Origin of the sequence: Achromobacter sp. UBA4530, assembly GCF_002388205.1 — a bacterium.
GTDB lineage: Bacteria > Pseudomonadota > Gammaproteobacteria > Burkholderiales > Burkholderiaceae_B > Achromobacter > Achromobacter animicus.
This window is the reverse complement of record NZ_DGMA01000031.1, coordinates 346,519-365,916: the sequence shown is the minus strand read 5'-3', so window position 1 is coordinate 365,916 and position 19,398 is coordinate 346,519. Positions and strand designations below refer to the sequence as shown.

General features: G+C 61.0%; 17 protein-coding genes. 11 read left to right on the top strand and 6 right to left on the bottom strand.

The window, feature by feature from the left end:
- The first annotated feature begins 385 nt into the window (after positions 1-385).
- From rsmD to B2W22_RS22760, 4 genes are all read left to right on the top strand, one after another.
- A complete protein-coding gene (gene rsmD / locus B2W22_RS22775) occupies positions 386-991 on the top strand; it encodes a 16S rRNA (guanine(966)-N(2))-methyltransferase RsmD (RefSeq protein WP_175122810.1) in 606 nt (201 codons plus the stop codon).
- Positions 992-1,009: 18 nt separating this feature from the next.
- Positions 1,010-1,513 carry a pantetheine-phosphate adenylyltransferase gene (gene coaD, locus B2W22_RS22770; protein ID WP_056325406.1) on the top strand — a complete coding sequence of 168 codons (504 nt, stop codon included), beginning with the start codon at positions 1,010-1,012 and terminating at the stop codon, positions 1,511-1,513.
- A 112-nt stretch (positions 1,514-1,625) separates the two neighbouring features.
- A complete protein-coding gene (locus tag B2W22_RS22765; protein ID WP_006391351.1) occupies positions 1,626-1,877 on the top strand; it encodes a YfhL family 4Fe-4S dicluster ferredoxin in 252 nt (83 codons plus the stop codon).
- Complete coding sequence (locus B2W22_RS22760) at positions 1,874-3,097, top strand: benzoate/H(+) symporter BenE family transporter (RefSeq protein WP_175184641.1); 1,224 nt, start codon at positions 1,874-1,876, stop codon at positions 3,095-3,097. Before B2W22_RS22765 ends, B2W22_RS22760 begins: the two co-directional genes overlap by 4 nt.
- Positions 3,098-3,116: 19 nt before the next feature.
- Here the strand turns inward: B2W22_RS22760 and B2W22_RS22755 are convergent, their stop codons facing one another.
- The gene (locus B2W22_RS22755; protein ID WP_286939638.1) at positions 3,117-3,503 is read right to left on the bottom strand and encodes an MOSC N-terminal beta barrel domain-containing protein; all 387 of its coding nucleotides are present in this window, start codon (positions 3,501-3,503) and stop codon (positions 3,117-3,119) included.
- Positions 3,500-5,998 carry an AsmA family protein gene (locus tag B2W22_RS22750; RefSeq protein ID WP_286939637.1) on the bottom strand — a complete coding sequence of 833 codons (2,499 nt, stop codon included), beginning with the start codon at positions 5,996-5,998 and terminating at the stop codon, positions 3,500-3,502. The genes B2W22_RS22755 and B2W22_RS22750 overlap by 4 nt, the downstream gene beginning before the upstream one ends.
- Before the next feature lie 412 nt (positions 5,999-6,410).
- On the opposite strand from B2W22_RS22750, the gene B2W22_RS22745 reads away from it, so the two are divergent.
- The 7 genes from B2W22_RS22745 to B2W22_RS22715 all read left to right on the top strand — a co-directional run bounded on the left by B2W22_RS22745 (position 6,411) and on the right by B2W22_RS22715 (position 13,140).
- Positions 6,411-8,009 (top strand): MDR family MFS transporter, encoded by a 1,599-nt coding sequence (locus B2W22_RS22745; RefSeq protein ID WP_286939636.1) that lies wholly within the window; start codon positions 6,411-6,413, stop codon positions 8,007-8,009.
- 3 nt (positions 8,010-8,012) lie between these two features.
- Positions 8,013-8,456, top strand: coding sequence for a MarR family winged helix-turn-helix transcriptional regulator (locus tag B2W22_RS22740; RefSeq protein ID WP_105240556.1), 444 nt, complete (start codon positions 8,013-8,015; stop codon positions 8,454-8,456).
- Between the two features lie 457 nt (positions 8,457-8,913).
- On the top strand, positions 8,914-9,969 hold the full coding sequence (locus B2W22_RS22735; RefSeq protein WP_286939657.1) for a PDDEXK nuclease domain-containing protein: 1,056 nt from the start codon (positions 8,914-8,916) through the stop codon (positions 9,967-9,969).
- On the top strand, positions 9,950-10,123 hold the full coding sequence (locus tag B2W22_RS22730) for a hypothetical protein (RefSeq protein WP_286939634.1): 174 nt from the start codon (positions 9,950-9,952) through the stop codon (positions 10,121-10,123). The genes B2W22_RS22735 and B2W22_RS22730 overlap by 20 nt, the downstream gene beginning before the upstream one ends.
- A gap of 392 nt (positions 10,124-10,515) precedes the next feature.
- Entirely contained in the window at positions 10,516-10,773 is a 258-nt protein-coding gene (locus B2W22_RS22725; RefSeq protein ID WP_286939632.1) for a hypothetical protein, read from the top strand.
- Entirely contained in the window at positions 10,770-11,675 is a 906-nt protein-coding gene (locus B2W22_RS22720; protein WP_286939631.1) for an STY4528 family pathogenicity island replication protein, read from the top strand. The genes B2W22_RS22725 and B2W22_RS22720 overlap by 4 nt, the downstream gene beginning before the upstream one ends.
- 601 nt (positions 11,676-12,276) lie before the next feature.
- Positions 12,277-13,140, top strand: a complete 864-nt coding sequence (locus tag B2W22_RS22715; protein WP_286939629.1) for an integrase domain-containing protein — start codon at positions 12,277-12,279, stop codon at positions 13,138-13,140.
- A 54-nt stretch (positions 13,141-13,194) separates the two neighbouring features.
- On the opposite strand, the gene B2W22_RS22710 is transcribed toward B2W22_RS22715, so the two are convergent.
- The 4 genes from B2W22_RS22710 to B2W22_RS22695 are packed head-to-tail and all read right to left on the bottom strand — an operon-like array spanning position 13,195 to position 19,386.
- Entirely contained in the window at positions 13,195-14,253 is a 1,059-nt protein-coding gene (locus B2W22_RS22710; RefSeq protein WP_286939628.1) for an HNH endonuclease, read from the bottom strand.
- The gene (locus B2W22_RS22705) at positions 14,253-16,085 is read right to left on the bottom strand and encodes a restriction system-associated AAA family ATPase (RefSeq protein ID WP_286939627.1); all 1,833 of its coding nucleotides are present in this window, start codon (positions 16,083-16,085) and stop codon (positions 14,253-14,255) included. Before B2W22_RS22705 ends, B2W22_RS22710 begins: the two co-directional genes overlap by 1 nt.
- Positions 16,082-17,725, bottom strand: coding sequence for a restriction endonuclease subunit S (locus B2W22_RS22700; RefSeq protein ID WP_286939626.1), 1,644 nt, complete (start codon positions 17,723-17,725; stop codon positions 16,082-16,084). Before B2W22_RS22700 ends, B2W22_RS22705 begins: the two co-directional genes overlap by 4 nt.
- On the bottom strand, positions 17,722-19,386 hold the full coding sequence (locus B2W22_RS22695) for a type I restriction-modification system subunit M (RefSeq protein ID WP_286939625.1): 1,665 nt from the start codon (positions 19,384-19,386) through the stop codon (positions 17,722-17,724). The genes B2W22_RS22700 and B2W22_RS22695 overlap by 4 nt, the downstream gene beginning before the upstream one ends.
- Positions 19,387-19,398 lie beyond the last annotated feature (12 nt).

Here is a 19,398-nt window from a genome sequence, read left to right as displayed (position 1 = left end):
CTCAGTGGCGGGCGTGGCGGCAGCGGCTGCTGCAGACGCCGCGCCCGGTGCGGAAGCCGGCGCGGTACGCGTGAGGGACGGCGCGGCCGGAGTCGGAATCGGCGCAGCCTGTGCAGACGTCGTCGCCGGCGCAGGCGTTACCGAGACGGCCGGCGCTGGCGTAGGCGCCGCCGGGACCGGCGGGGTCACTGGCGCAGTGACCGGCGCTGCAACCGGCGCAACCGGTTCCTGACGAAGCTCGGGAGCAGGCGACGCAGGCGCCGGGCTGGACGGAGCCGAAGACGGCTCCGCGGGCGCGACTGGCGCGTCGACAACCTCCGGCGGCGACGCGGGCTGAGCCGGCGTGGCGGGCGGAGGGGATTTTTTCTTGAAGAAGCGGCTAAACATGGGTAACAAGTATATTCGTATCGTCGGGGGCCAATACAGGCGCACCCCCATCGCCGTGCCCGACGTGGAGACGCTGCGTCCCACGCCCGACCGGGTCCGCGAAACGCTTTTCAACTGGCTTACACACCTGTGGGGCGGCGAGTTTGCCGACAAGCAGGTGCTGGATCTTTTTGCCGGCAGCGGCGCCCTGGGCTTCGAGGCGGCCTCGCGCGGCGTGGCGCATGTGCAGATGGTCGAGCGGGACAGGACCGCCGCGTCCGCGCTGCGGACACTGCGCGACAAGCTCAAAGCCGACATGATACGCATCCATGTGGGCGATGCGATGCAGGTCGCCGAACGGATGGATGCGTCCCGGTTTGACCTCATCCTGCTGGATCCGCCCTTTGGACAGGGCTGGCTGCCGCGCCTGTGGCCGATCCTGCCGGGCATTCTGACCGATCATGGACTAGTCTATGTCGAGGCGGAATCCGCCATCGAAGCCCCCGAAGGATTCGAGATTCTGCGGCAGGACAAGGCCGGCGCCGTCCACTTCCATCTTCTGGAATTTGCTGCATTGCGCAAATCGATCAATAATCCGGCTTCGGAGGATGGTGTACACCACTAATAACGGTACGGAGCTCGCATGATCATCGCTGTTTATCCCGGCACTTTCGACCCGCTGACCAGGGGCCACGAGGACCTGGTTCGCCGTGCAGCCACGCTTTTCGACAAAGTCGTGGTGGGGATCGCCACTAGCCGCAACAAGAAGCCCTTCTTCAGCATCGACGAGCGCGTGGATATCGCGCGCGAAGTGCTGGGCCACTATCCCAACGTGGAAGTGCAAAGCTTTGGCGGCCTGCTCAAGGACTTCGTGCGTGAACAGAATGGCCGCGTCATCGTGCGCGGGCTGCGCGCCGTGTCCGACTTCGAATACGAATTCCAGATGGCCGGCATGAACCGCCATCTGCTGCCGGACGTCGAGACGCTCTTCATGACACCATCCGACCAGTACCAGTTCATCTCGGGCACCATCGTCCGCGAAATCGCCCAGCTTGGCGGCGACGTCAGCAAGTTCGTGTTCCCGTCGGTCGAGCGCTGGCTGCAGGAAAAAGCCAAGGAACGCCGCGAACAATCCTGGCCGGGCTGAAGCCCCGTCTGCAACATCCCCGAAGGGGCGCGCAAGCGCCCTTTTCGCGCTTTCCGGGCCCCGGCCGCCCGGCGCTACAATGGCCGGGCCAATCGCCTTTCCGTTGCCCATCATGGCCCTGACCATCACCGAAGAATGCATCAATTGCGACGTTTGCGAGCCCCAGTGCCCGAACGACGCGATCTCCATGGGCGAGGACTACTACGTCATCGACCCCGACCGGTGCACGGAATGCGTCGGCCATCACGACGAGCCCCAGTGCAAGGTGGTCTGTCCCGTGGAGTGCATCGAGCTGCACCCGCAATGGAATGAAGGCCAGGAGCAGCTCATGGCCAAGTACCGCCGCCTCACCGGTGCCGCATGAGCGACGCGGCGCCGCCCAGCATCAACCTTTCCCCCTCCCCGCACCACGCCCGCCGCGACATCTCCGCGTCCGCGGTCGCTGCCGGGCTGGTCGCCGTCCTGGTCAGTTTTGGCGGCACCGCCGTGCTGATGGTGCAGGCGGGTCATGCCGCGGGCCTGGATGCCGCACGCATCGGCTCGTGGATCGGCTCGCTGAGCTTGGTGCTGGGCCTGGGCGGCGCGTTCTACAGCCTGCGCACGGGCCTGCCCGTGGTCATGGCGTGGTCCACGCCCGGCGCGGCGCTGCTCGTCACCGCGCTGGCAGGCGTCCCCTTCAATGAAGCCGTCGGCGCCTTCGTGCTGGCAGCCGGCCTGACGCTGGCCTGCGGGCTGTTCGGCTGGATCGACCCCATCCTGCGCCGCATTCCCGGCGAGGTCGCCGCCGCCATGCTGGCCGGCGTGCTGCTCAATTTCGGCATGGGCATCTTCAGCAACATCAACAAGCAGCCCGCGCTGGTGCTGGCCATGTGCGCCGCCTACCTGCTGTGCCGCCGCTGGGCGCCGCGTTACGCGGTGCTGGTGGTGATGGCCGTGGCGGTGGCCATGGCGGCCGGAATGGGCCTCATGCAGGTCGACCAGCTGGATTGGCGCCTGACCGAATTCGTGTGGACCACGCCCGCCTTCAGCGCACAGGCCGCGGTCAGCCTGGGCATTCCGCTCTTTGTCGTGGCCATGGCGTCGCAGAACCTGCCCGGTCTGGCCATCCTGCAGGCCGCAGGCTACCGTCCGCCCGCATCGCGCCTGGTCGCCGCCACTGGCCTGCTGGGCCTGGTGGCCGCCCCCTTCGGCGCGCACAGCGTCACCATGGGCGCGATCAGCGCGGCCATCTGCACCGGGCCCGAAGCGCATCCCGACCCGGGCAAGCGCTACATCGCCGCCGCCACGTACGGCGTCAGCTACGTCGCGCTCAGCATCGTCGCGGGCGCGGTTGCAGTCTTCTTCCAGGCACTGCCCGCCGCGCTGCTGGCGGCGCTGGCCGGGCTGGCGCTGCTGGGCACCATCATGGGCGGCATGGCCGCCGCCATGGCCAATCCGCAACGGCGCGAAGCCGCGCTCATCACGCTGCTGGCGACGGCGTCGGGATTCAGTTTCTGGGGAATTGGGTCGGCCTTCTGGGGCCTCGCGGCGGGCCTCGTGGCTCACACCGCTTTCGAATACAAGCGCGCCCGAGCGGGCGCTTGAAAACCGGCGCGGGCCGCGTTCAGACCGGCCAGGCGGATACGGGCGTGTCCGGGTGCACCTTCATGATGCGGCAAGGCACCTGAACGAAGTTCGAGATCCAGGCCGCGGCCAGCTCGCCTTCGTCAACGACGTCGATGGTCTGCTCGCCCACCATCATGCTGTAGCGCACGCTGTCGTCGTCTTCGATCACGTCCAGCGGAATATCCATGCGCAGCATGCCCGGCGCCTTCAGCACCAGATAACCCAAACGCAATTCCACCGACACCTCGGCCAGGCGGGGGCACAGCTCGCGGTTCAACCACTGCCCCGAATCATTGGCCACCAGCCACTGGCGGTGATAGCCGGCCGCCTGGGCCTGTGTCGTCACGCCGCATTCGGCGATCGGCTGGAACTGTTCTGCGCTCATTTGCCCAGCAATCCTTTCAAGGCCTTGTCCACCGCGGCGCCGCTCTTGCCCTTGCCGGAGACCGCTTCCTTGAGCTTGTTCTCCAGGCTGCGCTTCAGAATGCCGCCGATGGCGTCCTTCCAGAGCAGCGTGTACGAAGGGTTGTCGAACGGGCCCTTGAAATGGACGGGGATAGTCACGTCCTTCAGGTCGATCAGCTCCTTGCCATCGGGATTCGCCGCCGGGTTGATGACCCGCGCGCGCGCCACCAGATCCAGCTCGCTCTTGACGAAGTCGATGCTGGCCGGCTCGCCCTGCGTAACCCGCAGCAGCGGCGATACGAAATTCAGGCGCTTCACGGTGGCAATGCCCTTGGCGATGGCGAAGTCCGCGTCCAGTTCCGAGAACTGCGTCTGCTTGCCCGTGTCCGCAGCCACCGTTTCGTTCTGCGCATCCGGCGAGAAGCGGGCTTTCAGGTCGCGCAACGTCTGCGTCAGGTCGATACCCTTCACGGCGCCATCCCGCAGCTTCAATTGCAGCGTGCCGCCCAGGCCGCTCTTCATCGCGTAGACGTTGGCGCCGCCGGTCTTCAGGTCCAGCGTCAGGTTGCCCGTGCCGCTCAGCACGTTGCGCTTGGCCAGATCCACCAGCAGCGGTTCGATTGCGATGCCGGCCAGCGTCATCTTGGTGGCGATCTGATTGCCCTGCGCCGCGTCCACGGACAGCGCCCCCGCCAGCTTGCCGCCGTAGAGGCCTGCCGCGAGGTCGGAAATGTCGAGCTTGCCCTTGTCCAGCTTGACCGAGGCCGAGACTTCGTCGGCCTTCAGGCCGCGGACCACCAGCTTGCCGACCTTCAGCGTGCCGTTGACGCTGGGGCCGACCAGCGCCGACAGGTTGATCGTGTCATCGACCGGTGCGGCGGGGGCCGGGGCCGGCGCGGGCTTGCTGTCGTCCTTCTTGCCGTCCGCGGGCGGCTTGGGCGGTGCGGCCACCACGGGCGGCACCAGCTTGTCCAGATCCAGCGTGTCCACGACCAGCGCGAACTTCATCTGCGGCGTGTCGGTCAGTTTCGTGATGTCGGCGCTGAGGTCGAACTTGCCGCCTTCCAGCACCGCATTGATCTTGCTGGTGGCCTGATCCTTGAGCAGGTCCACCGTCAGGCTGCCGATCACCGGAATCTGCAGGCTGCCCTTGGGCAGGCCAGGATCGGTGATGTTCACGTCGCCACGCAACGCCGACATGGCGCCGCTGCGCATCAGCAGGTTCAGGCTGAGCGGTGACGCGAAATTCAGCTTCACCACACGGTCGCCCTTCTTGGACGTGCTGTCCAGCTTGGCTTCCTTGATATCCAGTTCGCCGGCGTTTCCGCTGATGCCGTTCAGGCCGAAGCTGGCATCCAGGCCGCTGATCCGCACCCGGCCCGTCAGGGCTTCGCCGGTAGCCGACGCGGGGGAAATATTGAGCGCCGGCGCATCGACGGCCAGTTCGAAGGGGCCATCAACCACGCCGCCCTTGGCGCGCACGGCAAGCTTTTCGATCTGGAGTTGGCTCTTGTGCGGATCGATCGCCAGCTTGGGGATCGCCACGCTGGCTTCCACATTGGTCGCCTTGACCGAGGGTTCGGTCACGTCGCCCTGGAACAGCAGTTCCAGACCACCGACGTCCAACGCGGACTTCTGGCCGTTGAACGCCAGGTTGCCGCGCATCACCAGGCTCTTGGCCTCGGCGCCGGGCAGCTTGCCGTCCATGCGCAGGTCCAGCCGCTGTGCGGCATAGCGCTTGGCGGAAGGGTCTAGCGTCAGCAGCGCCTGGCCGGTGAGGTTGGCATCCACGCGCGGATAGCCGCCTTCGACGCGCGCCGTCATGCGCACATCGAACGGCTGGTTGAACGTGACGCGGCCGGTGTTGGCGTTGATGCGCGTGAACGCGACCGCCATGCCCGTTATCGCGTCCTGCAGCTGCACTTCGCCGTCCTTCAGGTCCAGGCCGGCGATGTCGATCTGCATGTTGTTGCGCGACGGCGGCAGGTTGCCGCTGGTGATCGCCTGCGCGGCGGTCTGGGCGGCGCCCACCAAGGCTTCGGCCGGATTGCTGGGCGAATCGGTGACCGGCTGCGTGCCGCCCACCAGATTGCTGAAATTGAATTGGCCCTGCTTGTCCCGCACCACGCGCGCTTTCAGCCCGCTGATGGCGACGTGGTCCACGACAAAGCTGTTGGACAGCAGCGGCCACACGGCCACGGCAAGGCGCGTGCTCTCGATGGAGGCAAACGTGTCCGTGCTATTGGGTTCGGACAGGGAGACGCCCTGTACATACAGGCCGATCCGCGGGAAGAGCGATAGCTCGATCTCGCCGTCGATCGTCAACGTGCGTTGATAACGTTCCTGGACAAGCTCTTCCAGCTTGTACTTGTACGCGTTGGGGTCGAATGTCAGCAAGAAGATGGCCAGGCCGACGACGGCCACGACAACCAACACTACCAGGCCTATCAAAATGCGCTTGAACCACGTTTTCATTGCTGCCCCGTCGGTACCTCGACTGGAAATCCTTGATACCGCCCACCGCGCCACGCGCGGGGAAGGTGCGTTGCCGGCGGAAGACCGCTGGCCTATTGAACTGTCTGCAATCCTGGGCTTGCCTGTCAGGTTTGCCTTGCCGGGCTTGCCTTGACGGACTTGCCTGGACCGACTTGCCATTCAGAGGCTTGCCTTTCAGGGCGTGTCCTCGCTCCTGCCGAGCCTGCGGCATGGGCGCCAAAGGAAGGTGCTACCGAGGAAGGCCTGCTGAAGACGCCGGTAACCCAGCGTGCAGATAACCGCTATCGTAACAAATCAGGCCGATCAGCGGGATCGACCAAGCTGACGGCTTCCTGACCGGCGGATTGTAGGACTAGAATAATTGATCGATCAATTATTGATGCGTCCAACAATGACCGCCCCCGCCCCCACCTCTCCACACTCGCCCGGCCAGATCCTGCCCTTCCGGCAAACCCTGCTGGCCATGCTGGGCATGTGTTTCGTGATGATGCTGGTCGCCATCGACCAGACCGTGGTGGGCACCGCGCTGCCCACCATTGTGGCGGAACTTCGCGGCTTCGAACTGTATGCATGGGTAGCGACGTCTTACCTGCTGACGTCCGTCATCACCGTGCCGATCTTCGGGCGGCTGGGCGATTACTACGGCCGCAAACCCTTCGTCGTGGCCGCCATCGTGTTGTTCACCCTGGCCTCGGTCCTGTGCGGCGCCGCCGACACGATGCTCGAACTGGTGCTGGCGCGGGCGCTGCAGGGTATCGGCGGCGGCATGCTGGTCGGGACCGCCTTCGCCTGTATTCCCGATCTTTTCCCGGATCCCCTCGTCCGGCTGCGCTGGCAGGTCATGCTCAGCGCCGCCTTCGGCATCGCCAACGCGGTCGGTCCCACGCTTGGCGGCGCCCTGACGGAACACTACGGCTGGCGCTCCGTCTTCTACGTCAACCTGCCCATCGGCATCCTGGGCCTGTGGTTCGTCGCCCGCTACCTGCCGCACCTGCGCAACCAGAGTCCCGGCAAGGTCCGGCTGGATTGGCAAGGTGCGATCTTGATCGCCGTGGCGCTGGGGACCATGCAACTGCTCGTGGAACTCCTGCCCAAGGACGGCTTCACGCCTTCCCTCGTGATGCTGGGCGCCGGCAGCATCGCCGCCTTCGCTGCCCTGATCTGGTGGGAACGCCGCTGCCCGCATCCGCTCCTGCCCCTGGACATGTTCCGCAACCGCGGCCTGGCCATGCTCTTCACTCTGGCCCTGCTGGTCGGCGTGACGATGTATTCCCTGCTCTTTTACGCGCCCCTGCTCCTGCAAGGTGGCTTCGGGCTGTCGCCCCAGCAGGCGGGCCTGCTCATCACGCCCATGGTCGTCTTCATCACCGTCGGCAGCATCGTCAACGGCCGCATCATCACGCGCATCCGCAACCCCAACCGCATGCTGTACGCCGGCTTCATTCTCATGGCGTTTTCGTGCCTGGGCATCGTCACCACCCACAGCTACACGTCGCATTTGCTGATCGGCGCCTACATGACGATGGCCGGCCTGGGGATGGGCTTCATCATGCCCAACCTCACCGTCTTCGCCCAGCAGACCGCCGGCCGCAGCCACCTGGGCATCGCCACCGCGCTTCTGCAATCCCTGCGCATGATCGGAGGCATGCTGGGCACCGCCGTCGTCGGCACCATGGTCAGCCACAGCTACTTCAGCGGCGTCGAATCCACCCTGCGCGGCGCTTCCGCGCAGTGGCTGCCCAAGCTCAACGACCCGCAGATGCTGGTCAACCCAGCGGCCCAGACCGAGTTCCTGGCACAATTGGCCCATCAAGGCCAGGACGGAACGTCGCTCATCGAAATCGCGCGCATCGCGCTGGTGGGCGCCATCCACGAAGGGCAGCTCATCGCCCTCGCCGTCGCCGTCTTCGCACTCTGGTGCGTGCGGCGCGTGCCCCTGGTGCAACTGGTCCGGCCATCCAAACCGGAGCCCGCCGGCGTCGGAGAGTAGCTTTTGCCCAAACAACAACAAGGCCTTCAAGTCATCCAGCACATGGGCCAAACGTATCGCGTGATGCAGAGCGCCTTCAGCAGCAAGGTGGGTCACGCGTTGCCGCGGTGGCGGATATTGCTGGCGCTGCATGAGAACGGGCAGTGCTCGCAGAAGCATCTGGCCGAGCGCTGCCGGCTGGATCCGGCGTCATTGACGCGGCAATTGCAGGCGATGCAGAAGCTGGGGTGGATTTCGCGGGCGGTGGATGCGGACGACAACCGGTTGACGAATGCGACGTTGACCGCTGCCGGCCAGGCGGTGGTGAATGAGGCCTTGCCGAAGCGGGCTCAGTTTTTTGAGGAGTCGCTTAAAGGGCTGTCAGCCGCGGATGTGGATACGTTGAATCGGGTGTTGAGTGTGTTGGAGGAGAATTTTGTCAGGGCGGCGGGGGAAAGGAACTCCTGACGGACGCCCCCCTCCTGGCGCGCAGCACTTTATTCATAAGTCCCTTCCATTGATTATCAGGTCTTGACGACAAGCCTCGTGCAGATCGCTGGGGCGCGAGCACTTCAGCGCCAAGCGCTAGATTCCTCAGAAGCGACGCCACAGTGACCACCCCGGTGAACATTCCGACTGCGCGAAATCGTCGTGCGGCGTCGACCGTACCGTGTTCTTCTTCTCTGCGGAAAAAGGCTGCACAAGCGAAAATGCGGCGGCAGTCATCAACATCAGTAGCACCGGCGATGACACGCGAACGATGACTTCAAGTGTCTCGGCCCGGTCTCGAGTGTGTTCATAATCGCCACTCCCCCGGCAATCCCTCCCGTAAAAGCGATGTAGTCAGAAGTAGAATTTTCTCGTTGAGGAGTTCTACCGCATGAAGAAGTCGAGACGTACGGATAACACGGAAGATGGAAAGCCGATGGCCGACAGACCAACCTCGCTCACCCCTGCTCCACAAGGCTACGCCGACTGGCTGGCCGACCTGAAGGGGCGCATCCACACCGCACAGCAACGTGCGGCGCTGGCGGTCAACCGGGAACTGGTAAGCCTGTACTGGCAAATCGGCCACGACATTCTGGCGCGACAGGCAGAACAGGGTTGGGGAGCCAAGGTGATCGATCGGTTGGCGCATGACTTACGCACCGCCTTCCCGGAGGTGAAAGGCTTCTCGCCGCGCAATCTCAAGTACATGCGGGCGTTTGCCGAGGCCTGGCCGGACGCCGAAATTGTGCAGCAGGTTGCTGCACAATTGCCCTGGGGGCACAACCTGGTATTGCTGGATCGCCTGAAAGCGCCGACAGAGCGCCTAGCGTATGCCCGCGCCGCCATCGAATATGGCTGGTCGCGCAACGTGTTGAACATCCATATCGAAACCCGCCTGCTGGAGCGCACCGGCAAAGCCGTCACCAATTTCGATCAGCGCCTGCCTGCACCGCAGTCCGATTTGGCTATCGAGTCGCTGAAAGACCCGTACCGCTTCGATTTCCTTGGCCTGGGGGAGAAAGCACAGGAACGCGAGATCGAAAAAGCGCTGGTGCAGCACGTCACCGATTTCCTGCTGGAGTTGGGCGCGGGCTTTGCTTTCGTCGGGCGGCAGGTGTTGCTGGACGTGGGCGGCGAAGAGTTCTTCATCGACCTGTTGTTCTACCACCTCAAGCTGCGCTGCTATGTGGTGATCGAACTGAAGGCGGGCAAGTTCAAGCCCGAGCATCTGGGGCAATTGGGCTTTTACCTGACCGCCGTGGATCGGCAGGTGAAGCACGCGCAGGACAATCCGAGCATTGGCCTGCTGCTGTGCAAAAGCAAGAACAAGGTGGTGGCTGAGTACGCCCTGGGTGACAAGTCGCAGCCAATGGGCATCGCCGAATACAAGTTGGTGGAGTCCCTGCCGCAAGAGCTGCAAACTGGCCTGCCGACGATCGAACAGATCGAGCGAGAGCTGGGAAAGCCGCTGGATGATGGCGCCGAGGAATGATGTGCTGACCCTCGCGGTGGATGTCACCGGCATCACTACCTATCAGGCCAACCTGCACACCTACCAGTTGCTGCGCCATGGCGTGCCGGCGCAGATCGCGGCGGGCCAATCGCATGAGACAGCGCAGTTGATCGACTGGGCCCAGCCCGGCTGATGTGGGCAACGGCAACCCATTTCCAACTTCGGAGGCAGCCGCACGGGGGCGGCCCGAGCGACTGCCATGCGCTTAACAGCACATCCAAACGTACGAAGAAAGATCGGACGTTGATCACACGTTTAAACGTTGATCGGTCGGCAAAGGGCGGTGAATGCTAGGTTTCGCGGGGAAATCGGGCCACGGCCTTTGCGGGAATCGCTGGAAGTACCCCCAGTTGTACCCCCATGGGGGTATCGGGATAATAGATCAGTCCGGCTACCGGTGCCAGCGCCGCGCCCAGCCGGATAAATCGGTTATGGCGCAGACCGCATTGTTGGCTGACGCCTTGAACGGTACGCGATGAGATGCAGGGGAACGGGCCACTGTGGCCCAGACCTTGGAGAACTCTTATGGCAGACCACCACACCCGCCACAACTCGCTGGGGCAAGATGCCCTGTTCGCTACACCTGCTTCGCTCATGCTCGATGCTCGCCTCACGCCGCTGGAGCGCAATGGCTGGCAGGTTCTACGCATGCTGCGCTCTGCCGAGGGCATCAGCCCGCTGGCGAATCTGGGGCAGTTGCGCCGCTATCTCACCTCCACCCCGCTGGGGCAGAGGGCCGGGGATACGAGACGGCCCGGCGCGTCCTCGTTGTGCTTCGGTTGACGGGCTGGATCAGCCTGATAGGCCAGCACCGCGATCCTCTGACCGGCCATGTGCTCAGCGAGCTGTATCAGGTTCACGAAAGCGCCTTGCACTTCCAGCAGGCCTGCACGCTCGATGCCAGTCTGCCCGCACTTCTGCAAGGGTCTATCGGCCACGAAAACAACCAGGTGGATCGGGTGGCCGTCCACATTCAGGCAGCGCTGGCGCTGGCACCTGAAGCCGCCTCCATTGCGACCCACGATCAGCGCCACGATGACGATGATTTACCCCCAACGCCGCCGTCGCAGGCGAGCGAGGCAGCCGACCCACTACCATTGTCTGGCGATTCCGCTGGCAGCACGCTTGTTCCGCAACAGACCGGACACGCCCGCCACATGACGGCTGAGCCGGGCGGTACGTATAAGATGTATATGTATAAAAAAGAACGTACGTACCGCGCGCGCGAAGGCGACGGCGATTCGGCATCGCCGTCGGTGAGCTTGCCGCCTTGCCTGACCAATGCCCAGGCAGATCAGCAAAAGGACGTGCAGGCCGCCTTACGGCGGCTGCCGCCGCAACATCGCCAGGAAGTACTCGATGAGTTGCAGGCGCGCAGCCAGAGCGGCACCGTGCGCAATGTCGTGGCCTACTTCTTCGCCTTGGTGAAGCGCGTCTTTGCGGGCGAGTTCCGCTTGTGGGCAGGTCGTAAGGAGACATCTGCCGCCTCACGGCCTGTCGAAAATAGGCCTGCTGGTGTGCCACGCACCGAACACCGCCCAGAACCGACTGCGCCACCGGCATCGCGTGAAACCGCCCTGGCGCACATCGCCAACATCCGCAAGATGCTGAATGCCCCGACGAACGCTGGGGACATCGCGGCACAGGCAATGCAGACCAGGGGATGGCAGCCGCACCCTGCGTAGCAAATGCTGCCGCGAAACGGGTCGTCACTGCACGCCGCAGTGACGACCCCGCCCACGCCAGCAACAATGCGGGCGAATGCCGAATCCTATTGCGTGCGGCAGACATGATGATGGCCGCCCTACACTGACCGGGCAGTTGCCAAGACCGATGGGCTTCGTACATCGGAAACCCCAACAGCGCAGGTTCCTGCAAGCGCTGGCCCGACAGGGTGGAACCGCCCCAGATATGCCCAGGCTCCGACCGCATACCGGCCCTACCCAGGGCGGAGCCTTCTTCGGCTGTTTGAACTCATCCCTACCGCGCCAGCTGGCGCACTGTCCCTTGCGGCTATTACCTGTGCGCAACGCACAGGGTTCCCGCTGCATTTCTCATCCCACTCACTTCATAGGAGGATTTGTCCACGTTCGCATCACTTTCGTCTTGCAGTAACTCCGTCCGGGCTTCCAACAGGGAGCAAGACGGACGCCTCATTCGAGGCTCTGGTGTCTCCTGAACACCATGCCCTTGCCCTCACGGGATCTCGCCTTGGCGAGCTGGCACCAACACTAACCACTGAATTTCAGGACAACGCAGTACGGCGCTTTGCTTGGAGGCCGGACGATGGACGACTTGACCTACACCCAGCGGCAGCTTTGCCAGCGCAACCGTGACGGCGGCCACAACACACAGGCCGACCGGAAGCGTTCTCTCGCGTTGGCTGCGCGGCAACTACGCGAGGCCGGCTTCCGGCAGATGAAGGCTTCGTCACTCAAAGGCAAGCATGTCCAGGCGCTGCTGGAGCGCTGGCAAGGCGACGGTTTGTCGTCGGGCACCATCAAGAATCGGCTCTCTCACTTGCGCTGGTGGGCCGAGAAGATCGGCAAGGCCGGCATCCTGCCGGCGAACAACACGCAACTCGGCGTGGCCGAGCGCCGCTATGTGACCAACATCAGCAAGGCCCAAGAACTGGGCACAGGTCTTGAACTGGTCACCGACGCGCACGTACGCATGAGTCTTCAGCTACAGGCTGCCTTCGGATTGCGTCGGGAGGAAGCGATCAAGTTCCAGCCCAGTTACGCGGATCGGGGCGACCACATCGCCCTCATGGGATCGTGGACCAAGGGCGGCCGGGAGCGAACTGTGCCCATCACCACGACAGAGCATCGCGACGCGCTCCAGGCAGCACACCACCTAGCAGGCTCAGCGTCATTGATCCCGGCACACAGGACCTACATCCAGCAACGGCACGTTTACGATGGGCAGAGCAAGGTGGCGGGCCTGAGCAATATGCATGGGCTGCGGCATCAGTATGCACAGATGCGATATGAAACATTGACGGGGTGGAAGTCACCGGCAGCAGGCGGACCAGGCAAGGCTCAACTCGACCTATCACAACGCTTGGTCGACCAACATGTCCGGCAGCAAATCAGTCGCGAACTCGGGCACGAGCGGGTGAAGGTGACGGCGGTCTACCTGGGAAGCTGATCCAAACCTGAGTTTCCAAAGGCCCGTAACCGACTTGTCGGCTGCCTACCTCCATCAAAAAGCACCAATCTGCTGGCAAGCATCGAGAAACGGCTTTTTGAGGAAGTTGCAACCACCGTACGGGTTCTTCTGCACCTGTCGCGCTAGCGTGGTCATGAAGTCGGCTGGGTCTCGACCGTCCTCTTTCCACTCGTCCAGCACCTGCGTCAGCCAGTATTTGCCGTCATTCTCCGCACAGAACTTGGCTTTGTAGCGCTCTTCAATCCCGTACGCGTCCTTCCATGTGTCGAGTTCTTCAGCCAATACCGCAGGGCCAAGTTGAATTGTGATGTCGGCAGGCCCCAATTTATCGAGATCTGCATGCAGCAAAGCAACCTGCAATTCAACGATATGGCTGACAGCGGCATACGGATAGAAGGCCTTGCGCCGTCCAGCTGCATTGTGTGCAGGGTCTTTGCTCAGCTTGTAGGTGCTGTTGCACTCGTGACAGGCGGGTGCGAGATTACGAAAATTTATGGAATTGAATGGATATAGCGCTTTCGGCAGATAGTGGTCGTAGGCCTCGCGTTTACTGTGATGCTCGCCCTTGATATCTCCGATGCCACAGAAAGGGCATTTACCCACCCTGTTCGCGGCCACAAATGCCTGATAGTGATCGTCGATGTCACCAATCTTGGTGCGAAGCGCAGCGAGGCCCAACAGGGATGGCGAATACAGCCCTTTGAAGAAGGTGCCGAGTTGAGCGGCAAGGTTTTTGTGATTGACGGCGATGTCGGCGTAACGGGCGAGGTGCGTTGCGGGATCATTGGCGCAGACTTTTTCCAGATCGTTATTGCCCTGATACCACTGCTGAAACTGATTGATCTGCACGGCAGTCAGTGTCGAGAACAAACCGTAGATTCGCTCCACATGGCCGTAGAAGAAATCGGCACCTTGCGCGTCGGAGTAATAGAACGCCTCCATCACTTCGCGCAACTCTGCATTGGCGTCGAACAGCTGTAGACCGAAGGGGCCGCTGGCCGGCGCCTTGCACCATACCTTATGAAAAATGAAGTCAATGAACTCCTGCATCTTCTCCATCTGGTGCGGCACATAGGTATACGAGAACAACATCAGCCCTGCACCTCCCGATTGCCTGACTGATCGTCGTCGAGGATGGACTTGATCAGCAACACTTTCTCCACCGAGTCGCCGAGCTGCTGGTGAATCTCCGTGATCAAGGCTTCCTTGTCTTCGGTGCCCCGTTCAAAGCGCTTGCGCAAATCATCCAGAATTGCCTGTGCGTGGTCACCGATGGTTTCACGCTTACCGAAGGTGTTCATGGTGATCTTGTTGATCGAGGCACCCAGCGTGTTGTAGTTCGGCTTGCTGATGCTAACCTTGCCGCTGGCTTTGTCCTTGGCGAACACCAACACCTTCTCCGGCTTGCTGTCGGAGATCAGGAAGGGCGTGTGGGTGGTAACTAGCATTTCTTGTCCAGCATCCTCAACATCGGGCAAGCATTGACGCAGACGGGTAATGAAACTGGCGCGCCAGTGCGGGTTGAAGTGGGTTTCTGGCTCGTCGAGTAGGAACAGGCTGTTGGTCCTGCGAAACAGCAGGCATAGCCCGAGGCTGTGCAGCATCTGGTACTCGCCGTCCGACAGTTCCTTGAGCAGCATCGGCTTTTTTACGCCCTGCTTTGTGAAGTAAAAATTCTTGAAGCGCATGATGCGCTGGTCGGAGGCGAGCGTCGGTACCGTCTCACTGACGTAGTGGCTGGTGGAGCGGTACAAGTCGGTCTTGATGGTATCGCTGGCGCTATACAGGTTGAGCGTCAGCAGAACCTGCAAGGCCTGGAACAAAGCGAGTGCAGGGCCTGCCGGATCATCGAAATTGGCGCGGAAGGCTTGCTTGGTCGCTTCATTGATCTGGTAATCCAGAACCAAGGTATCGGTCGCTTCATCGTGAAAATGCAGCGTCGCGCAACGCTTGAGCTTCTCGACAATTGCGGTACGTTTAGTGCGTTCATTCGCTTCCAGTCCCTGAAGCAGATTGAGCCGGTAATCGCCAGTCTCCGGGTCAAGATAAACCACATTGGTATCTGTAAAGCGACCATCCTGCGTCTCAGTGGGCAAAACGTACTCACCCGAAGTGAAAGCAGCAACCTGCTGATGGGTGACCAGAATACTGCGGCGCAGGACGATGCGAAACTCCTGTAGCGCCTCGATGCCAACATCCTCGCGGAAGGGCTGGAGCGTAGCCGCGTCCTGAAACAGCAAGTTGCACAGCAGGATGGCCTGGCTGAAGCCGCTGTCCAGATAGGCCAGCCGCGTTTCGGGGCGGCCGGGATAAGGAAGCTGGCGAGCCAGAGCATTCCAGTACTCATCGAACTGGATGAAGCGCATCTTGAAGAACGGCAAGCTGAGAATCTCGTTCTCGCCGGAGGAATAGCCCAGCACGTACTGCGGCAATAGCAGGTCGCGCTCTTCATCGCTCAACCGGCTGAAAGCAAAACCCTCGACAGGAAACGCTTCGTTGTTCTCCCAGCGTAGCCACGGCGACTTGTCCGGCTCCTTGATCACGACCACGTGGGCGAACTCCGGACTACCGGAAGAACGGTGGTCCTTCGGCAACTTGATCAGGTATTCCAGTTCATAGGCGTTGGGATGGCCTTCGTGCTCTCGTATGCCCTCCGGATTGTCATCAGGGTCGTACTGAAAGATGTCGGGTAAGAAATTGCGGCGTACCCGCTGCACCTCCAGCTGAAAGAAGATGGCTGCCAACGCTTCGAGCAAGTTGGACTTACCGCTGCCGTTGGGGCCAGCACACACGAAAGGCGAAAAACCTTCGGGCTGGGCCAGTTCTTCCTGCAAGCTCCAATCGGTCCGGAAGTGATGCTCGAAACCACAGGGCAGGCTACGAAAGCCTGCCGGGTCAGTAATCTTGAGGCGGAGCAGTTTCATGACTGAACAGCCTTGAGTTCGATGCGGTTGCCCCCCTTATTGCCCCCCTGCGTCAGGGCGCCAGCCGCCAGCGCCTCGAATACCCATTTTTTGATGTGCTCATAGTCGTTTACGTCAAGCCCAACATCATTGCTCGGGTAGAACTCGGCTAAACGGTTCTTCTGCTCATCAGTGACACCTTCGTCTTCCACCACAGTCTGCAGCCATTCTGTGAGTCGATCACTCACCGCCGCCATAAAATCTTGCACCGAAAATAGTGCATCTCCCAGTTGTTGGCGATAGGCTTCCAGCCATTCTGCGATCAATGCTTTACGCGCCTCGGAATTTTCCAACGCTGCCAGCAAGTTTCCCGTATCGGGCAAATGAATAGCAGGTACGGTCCGCACAACAGGTTCGGGCACGGTGGCTTGATCTCCAATAGCAACGGGATCGATAGACTGGGTGGGGAGAGGCACGCGCGACAGATCCAATTCGCCCCTGAAGGCCTGCTGACTTAGTGCGCCGTAGAGGGCTTCCAGATCGGTGAGGCTTTGTTGGTAGAGAGATTTAATGCCTTCGACTTTTTCGACAATGGTGGCGAATTGATTTTGTAACGGCCACGGTGGAATTGGTAGGAGGACTGTCTTAAGGTTCGCCTTCGAAATGTTCGGCATAGAACCAGCAGCCCCCGCGGCCAACGACTGGATTCTCTTCCGCTGCGAATCACAAATGAGGAGCTTCCATATGAAAATTGGATTTATCTCCGCGTTCTTCTTAAAAGCAAAGCGGAAGATCAGGTCAGGCATTAGGAGCTTTGGCCGAGCTTTAAATACATAGGCGCATGCCGCCACCAGGTCATAGGTATTTTTCCTGCTGAACAGCAAATCTCCTGCTTTGACCTCGTCGCGCACTGATGGAAGAACATCCTGTGGCAGCGCTTTGTTTTCGTTCTCATCAAATCTGCCGCGCGTTACAGCGCTTAGCTTAAGCACCCCCCATTCGTCTGCGGCGGCCTCTCTAGCCTCACACTTGGGGCTTTTCCCACTTTCAATGTCGTCGAGCAGTTCTGAAAACTGTTTCTTATCCCACCCCTTCTCATTTCGTACCGGATCGCCAAACATCTCCAGAAACACGCTCTTGAGCAGGTCGTCGAGGTGTTGCAGGTGTTGTTTGCGCTGGACGATCAACCCTTCCACCTTGCCGAGCAGATGGGCAATGCGGATTTGCTCGTCAAGCGACGGGACAGGAATTTCGTATGCCCAGAATGACTTCATCTTCATTCGTGGCATTTTTGCCCCATCAACTTGCGAACTCGCCCAAGAAACAAATTTAGGAGATCGAAGGTAGGAACATAAATACTCTCGGTTCAGTTCACTGGGACTTGGTCTAAGTGGCACCAACTCTGTTGTTGCAATGCCATTTGTGTCCGGGCAGATAACTTTGTTTAGGTACGGACGAAGCTTAGAATAAAGTACGTTCCCATTGTCAAATGCAAAGGTGGATGAACCCGCGTCCGAAGCACGTCCGTAAACACGATTGACAATCTGCCCTGATCCAGACTCGATTTGATCTAACGTGAGATGCCAGACAGATTCGTTAGGAGCTGGCTTAGTGCTGGATGGCTTTGGAGGTGCAACTTCTGACAGTTTCCGAAAAATCATCCCACCATCCCCTTCAATTCCAGCAACTCGCGCACAATGCCATCTTGCACCTTGACCAGTTCTGCCTCATCCAAATCGCCTACTTCAGCTTGAATCAGCCGATCCAGAATCACCCCCGGCTTGTCGTATTGCACTTCCTCGAATACATCCTGCTTGTAGCGCGACAATGAGAGATCGTAGTTGCTCGTGTCGCTGGCGATCTCGGCGCGTGGCACCATAAAGTATTTTGCCGTGCGGTCAGTGTCAGTCGCCGGGCTGCGGGCGCGGTACTGGACGACGATGTCCTGCAGGTCGCCGAAGTTTTCCCGCTTGCTGCGCTTGTCGTCCAGAGAATAGCCATCGGCAGTCATTTCGTAGAACCAGACATGCTCGGTTGCGGGCTTGGCAATCTTGTCCTGCGGCCCCCAGACCTTGGTGAACAGCAAAATGGCGGTGCTGACCCCGGCATAAGGCCTAAACACGCCGCTAGGCATGGTGATGACGGCCTTGAGGTCGCAGCGCTCCACTAGTGTCTGGCGCAGATCCCTGAATGCCTTGCCGGAGCCGAACAGCACGCCCTGCGGCACGATCACGCAGGCAGTGCCGCCCTTCTTGAGCAGGCGATAGATATTCTCGACAAACAGCAGTTCGGTCTTGGTGGTAGAGAGCTGCAGGTTTTCATTGATGTCGCCCTTGTCGATGCTGCCGGTAAAGGGCGGGTTGGCGAGCACGACGTCGTATTCGGCTTCTTCGTTGTAGCTCTTGCTCAGGGTGTCGTGATAGTCGATGTGCGGCTCATCAATGCCGTGCATCATCAAATTCATCAGCCCCAGGCGCACCATGGTGGCGTCGATGTCGTAGCCGTACAGGCTTTCCTGCAGGATGGTCTGGGCCTTTTCGGTCAGTGCGGCAGCGACCGAGGTGCGGACAAAGCCGTCTTCATCGGGCGCAAGGTTCTTGGTATCTGCCTTGATGGCCAACTGCGTGACGATGTACTGGTAGGCGCCCAGCAGGAAGCCGCCGGTGCCGCAGGCAGGGTCGACGATGTTGTGACCTAGCTGTGGCTGTACCAGCTCAGCCATCAGCTTGATGATGTGGCGTGGGGTGCGGAACTGGCCGTTCTTACCGGCGGTGGCGATTTCGGCCAGTAGCATTTCGTAGACATCGCCCTGGATGTCCTGAAAGGCCTGACCGTTTTCCCGTGAGTCCTTCTCCATCACCTCGAAGATTTCGTCGATGGTCTTCACCGCTTCCACCAGCAGAGCTGGCTTGGGAATGATGAACACGGCATTTTTCATATGATGGGTGAAATTGGATTCGGCACCGTTCAGGTCTTTCAGGAAGGGGAAAACCCTGCCCTGCACGTGCTGCAACATCTCTTCGGCCTGCATACGCTTGAACTCACTCCAGCGCAACGTGCGTTTGTCGATGGGACGCTGTTCCGCCTCTGGCCAGTTGCGCTCCTCGGGTGGAATCCAGGCGCCTTCGAACTTAGAGGTGTATTTCTCGCCGGTCCACTCGGCATCCGCCTGTCTCTTCTGATCCAGCTCGTCTAGCCGTTTCATGAACAGAAGATAGGTAATCTGCTCGATAGCGGTGAGCGGGTTGCTGATGCCGCCGCTCCAAAACTTGTTCCAGAGTTGGTCGATTTTGCTTTTGAGTTCGGGGTTGTTCTGTAGCATGGGATGCCTTGT

What these genes read in the sequence shown, in the direction of transcription:
- rsmD (WP_175122810.1), top strand. Translation starts at nt 386, where the DNA reads ATGGGTAACAAGTATATTCGTATCGTCGGGGGCCAATACAGGCGCACC.
- coaD (WP_056325406.1), top strand. Translation starts at nt 1,010, where the DNA reads ATGATCATCGCTGTTTATCCCGGCACTTTCGACCCGCTGACCAGGGGC.
- B2W22_RS22765 (WP_006391351.1), top strand. Translation starts at nt 1,626, where the DNA reads ATGGCCCTGACCATCACCGAAGAATGCATCAATTGCGACGTTTGCGAG.
- B2W22_RS22760 (WP_175184641.1), top strand. Translation starts at nt 1,874, where the DNA reads ATGAGCGACGCGGCGCCGCCCAGCATCAACCTTTCCCCCTCCCCGCAC.
- B2W22_RS22755 (WP_286939638.1), bottom strand. Translation starts at nt 3,503, where the DNA reads ATGAGCGCAGAACAGTTCCAGCCGATCGCCGAATGCGGCGTGACGACA.
- B2W22_RS22750 (WP_286939637.1), bottom strand. Translation starts at nt 5,998, where the DNA reads ATGAAAACGTGGTTCAAGCGCATTTTGATAGGCCTGGTAGTGTTGGTT.
- B2W22_RS22745 (WP_286939636.1), top strand. Translation starts at nt 6,411, where the DNA reads ATGACCGCCCCCGCCCCCACCTCTCCACACTCGCCCGGCCAGATCCTG.
- B2W22_RS22735 (WP_286939657.1), top strand. Translation starts at nt 8,914, where the DNA reads ATGGCCGACAGACCAACCTCGCTCACCCCTGCTCCACAAGGCTACGCC.
- B2W22_RS22730 (WP_286939634.1), top strand. Translation starts at nt 9,950, where the DNA reads ATGATGGCGCCGAGGAATGATGTGCTGACCCTCGCGGTGGATGTCACC.
- B2W22_RS22725 (WP_286939632.1), top strand. Translation starts at nt 10,516, where the DNA reads ATGGCAGACCACCACACCCGCCACAACTCGCTGGGGCAAGATGCCCTG.
- B2W22_RS22715 (WP_286939629.1), top strand. Translation starts at nt 12,277, where the DNA reads ATGGACGACTTGACCTACACCCAGCGGCAGCTTTGCCAGCGCAACCGT.
- B2W22_RS22710 (WP_286939628.1), bottom strand. Translation starts at nt 14,253, where the DNA reads ATGTTGTTCTCGTATACCTATGTGCCGCACCAGATGGAGAAGATGCAG.
- B2W22_RS22705 (WP_286939627.1), bottom strand. Translation starts at nt 16,085, where the DNA reads ATGAAACTGCTCCGCCTCAAGATTACTGACCCGGCAGGCTTTCGTAGC.
- B2W22_RS22700 (WP_286939626.1), bottom strand. Translation starts at nt 17,725, where the DNA reads ATGATTTTTCGGAAACTGTCAGAAGTTGCACCTCCAAAGCCATCCAGC.
- B2W22_RS22695 (WP_286939625.1), bottom strand. Translation starts at nt 19,386, where the DNA reads ATGCTACAGAACAACCCCGAACTCAAAAGCAAAATCGACCAACTCTGG.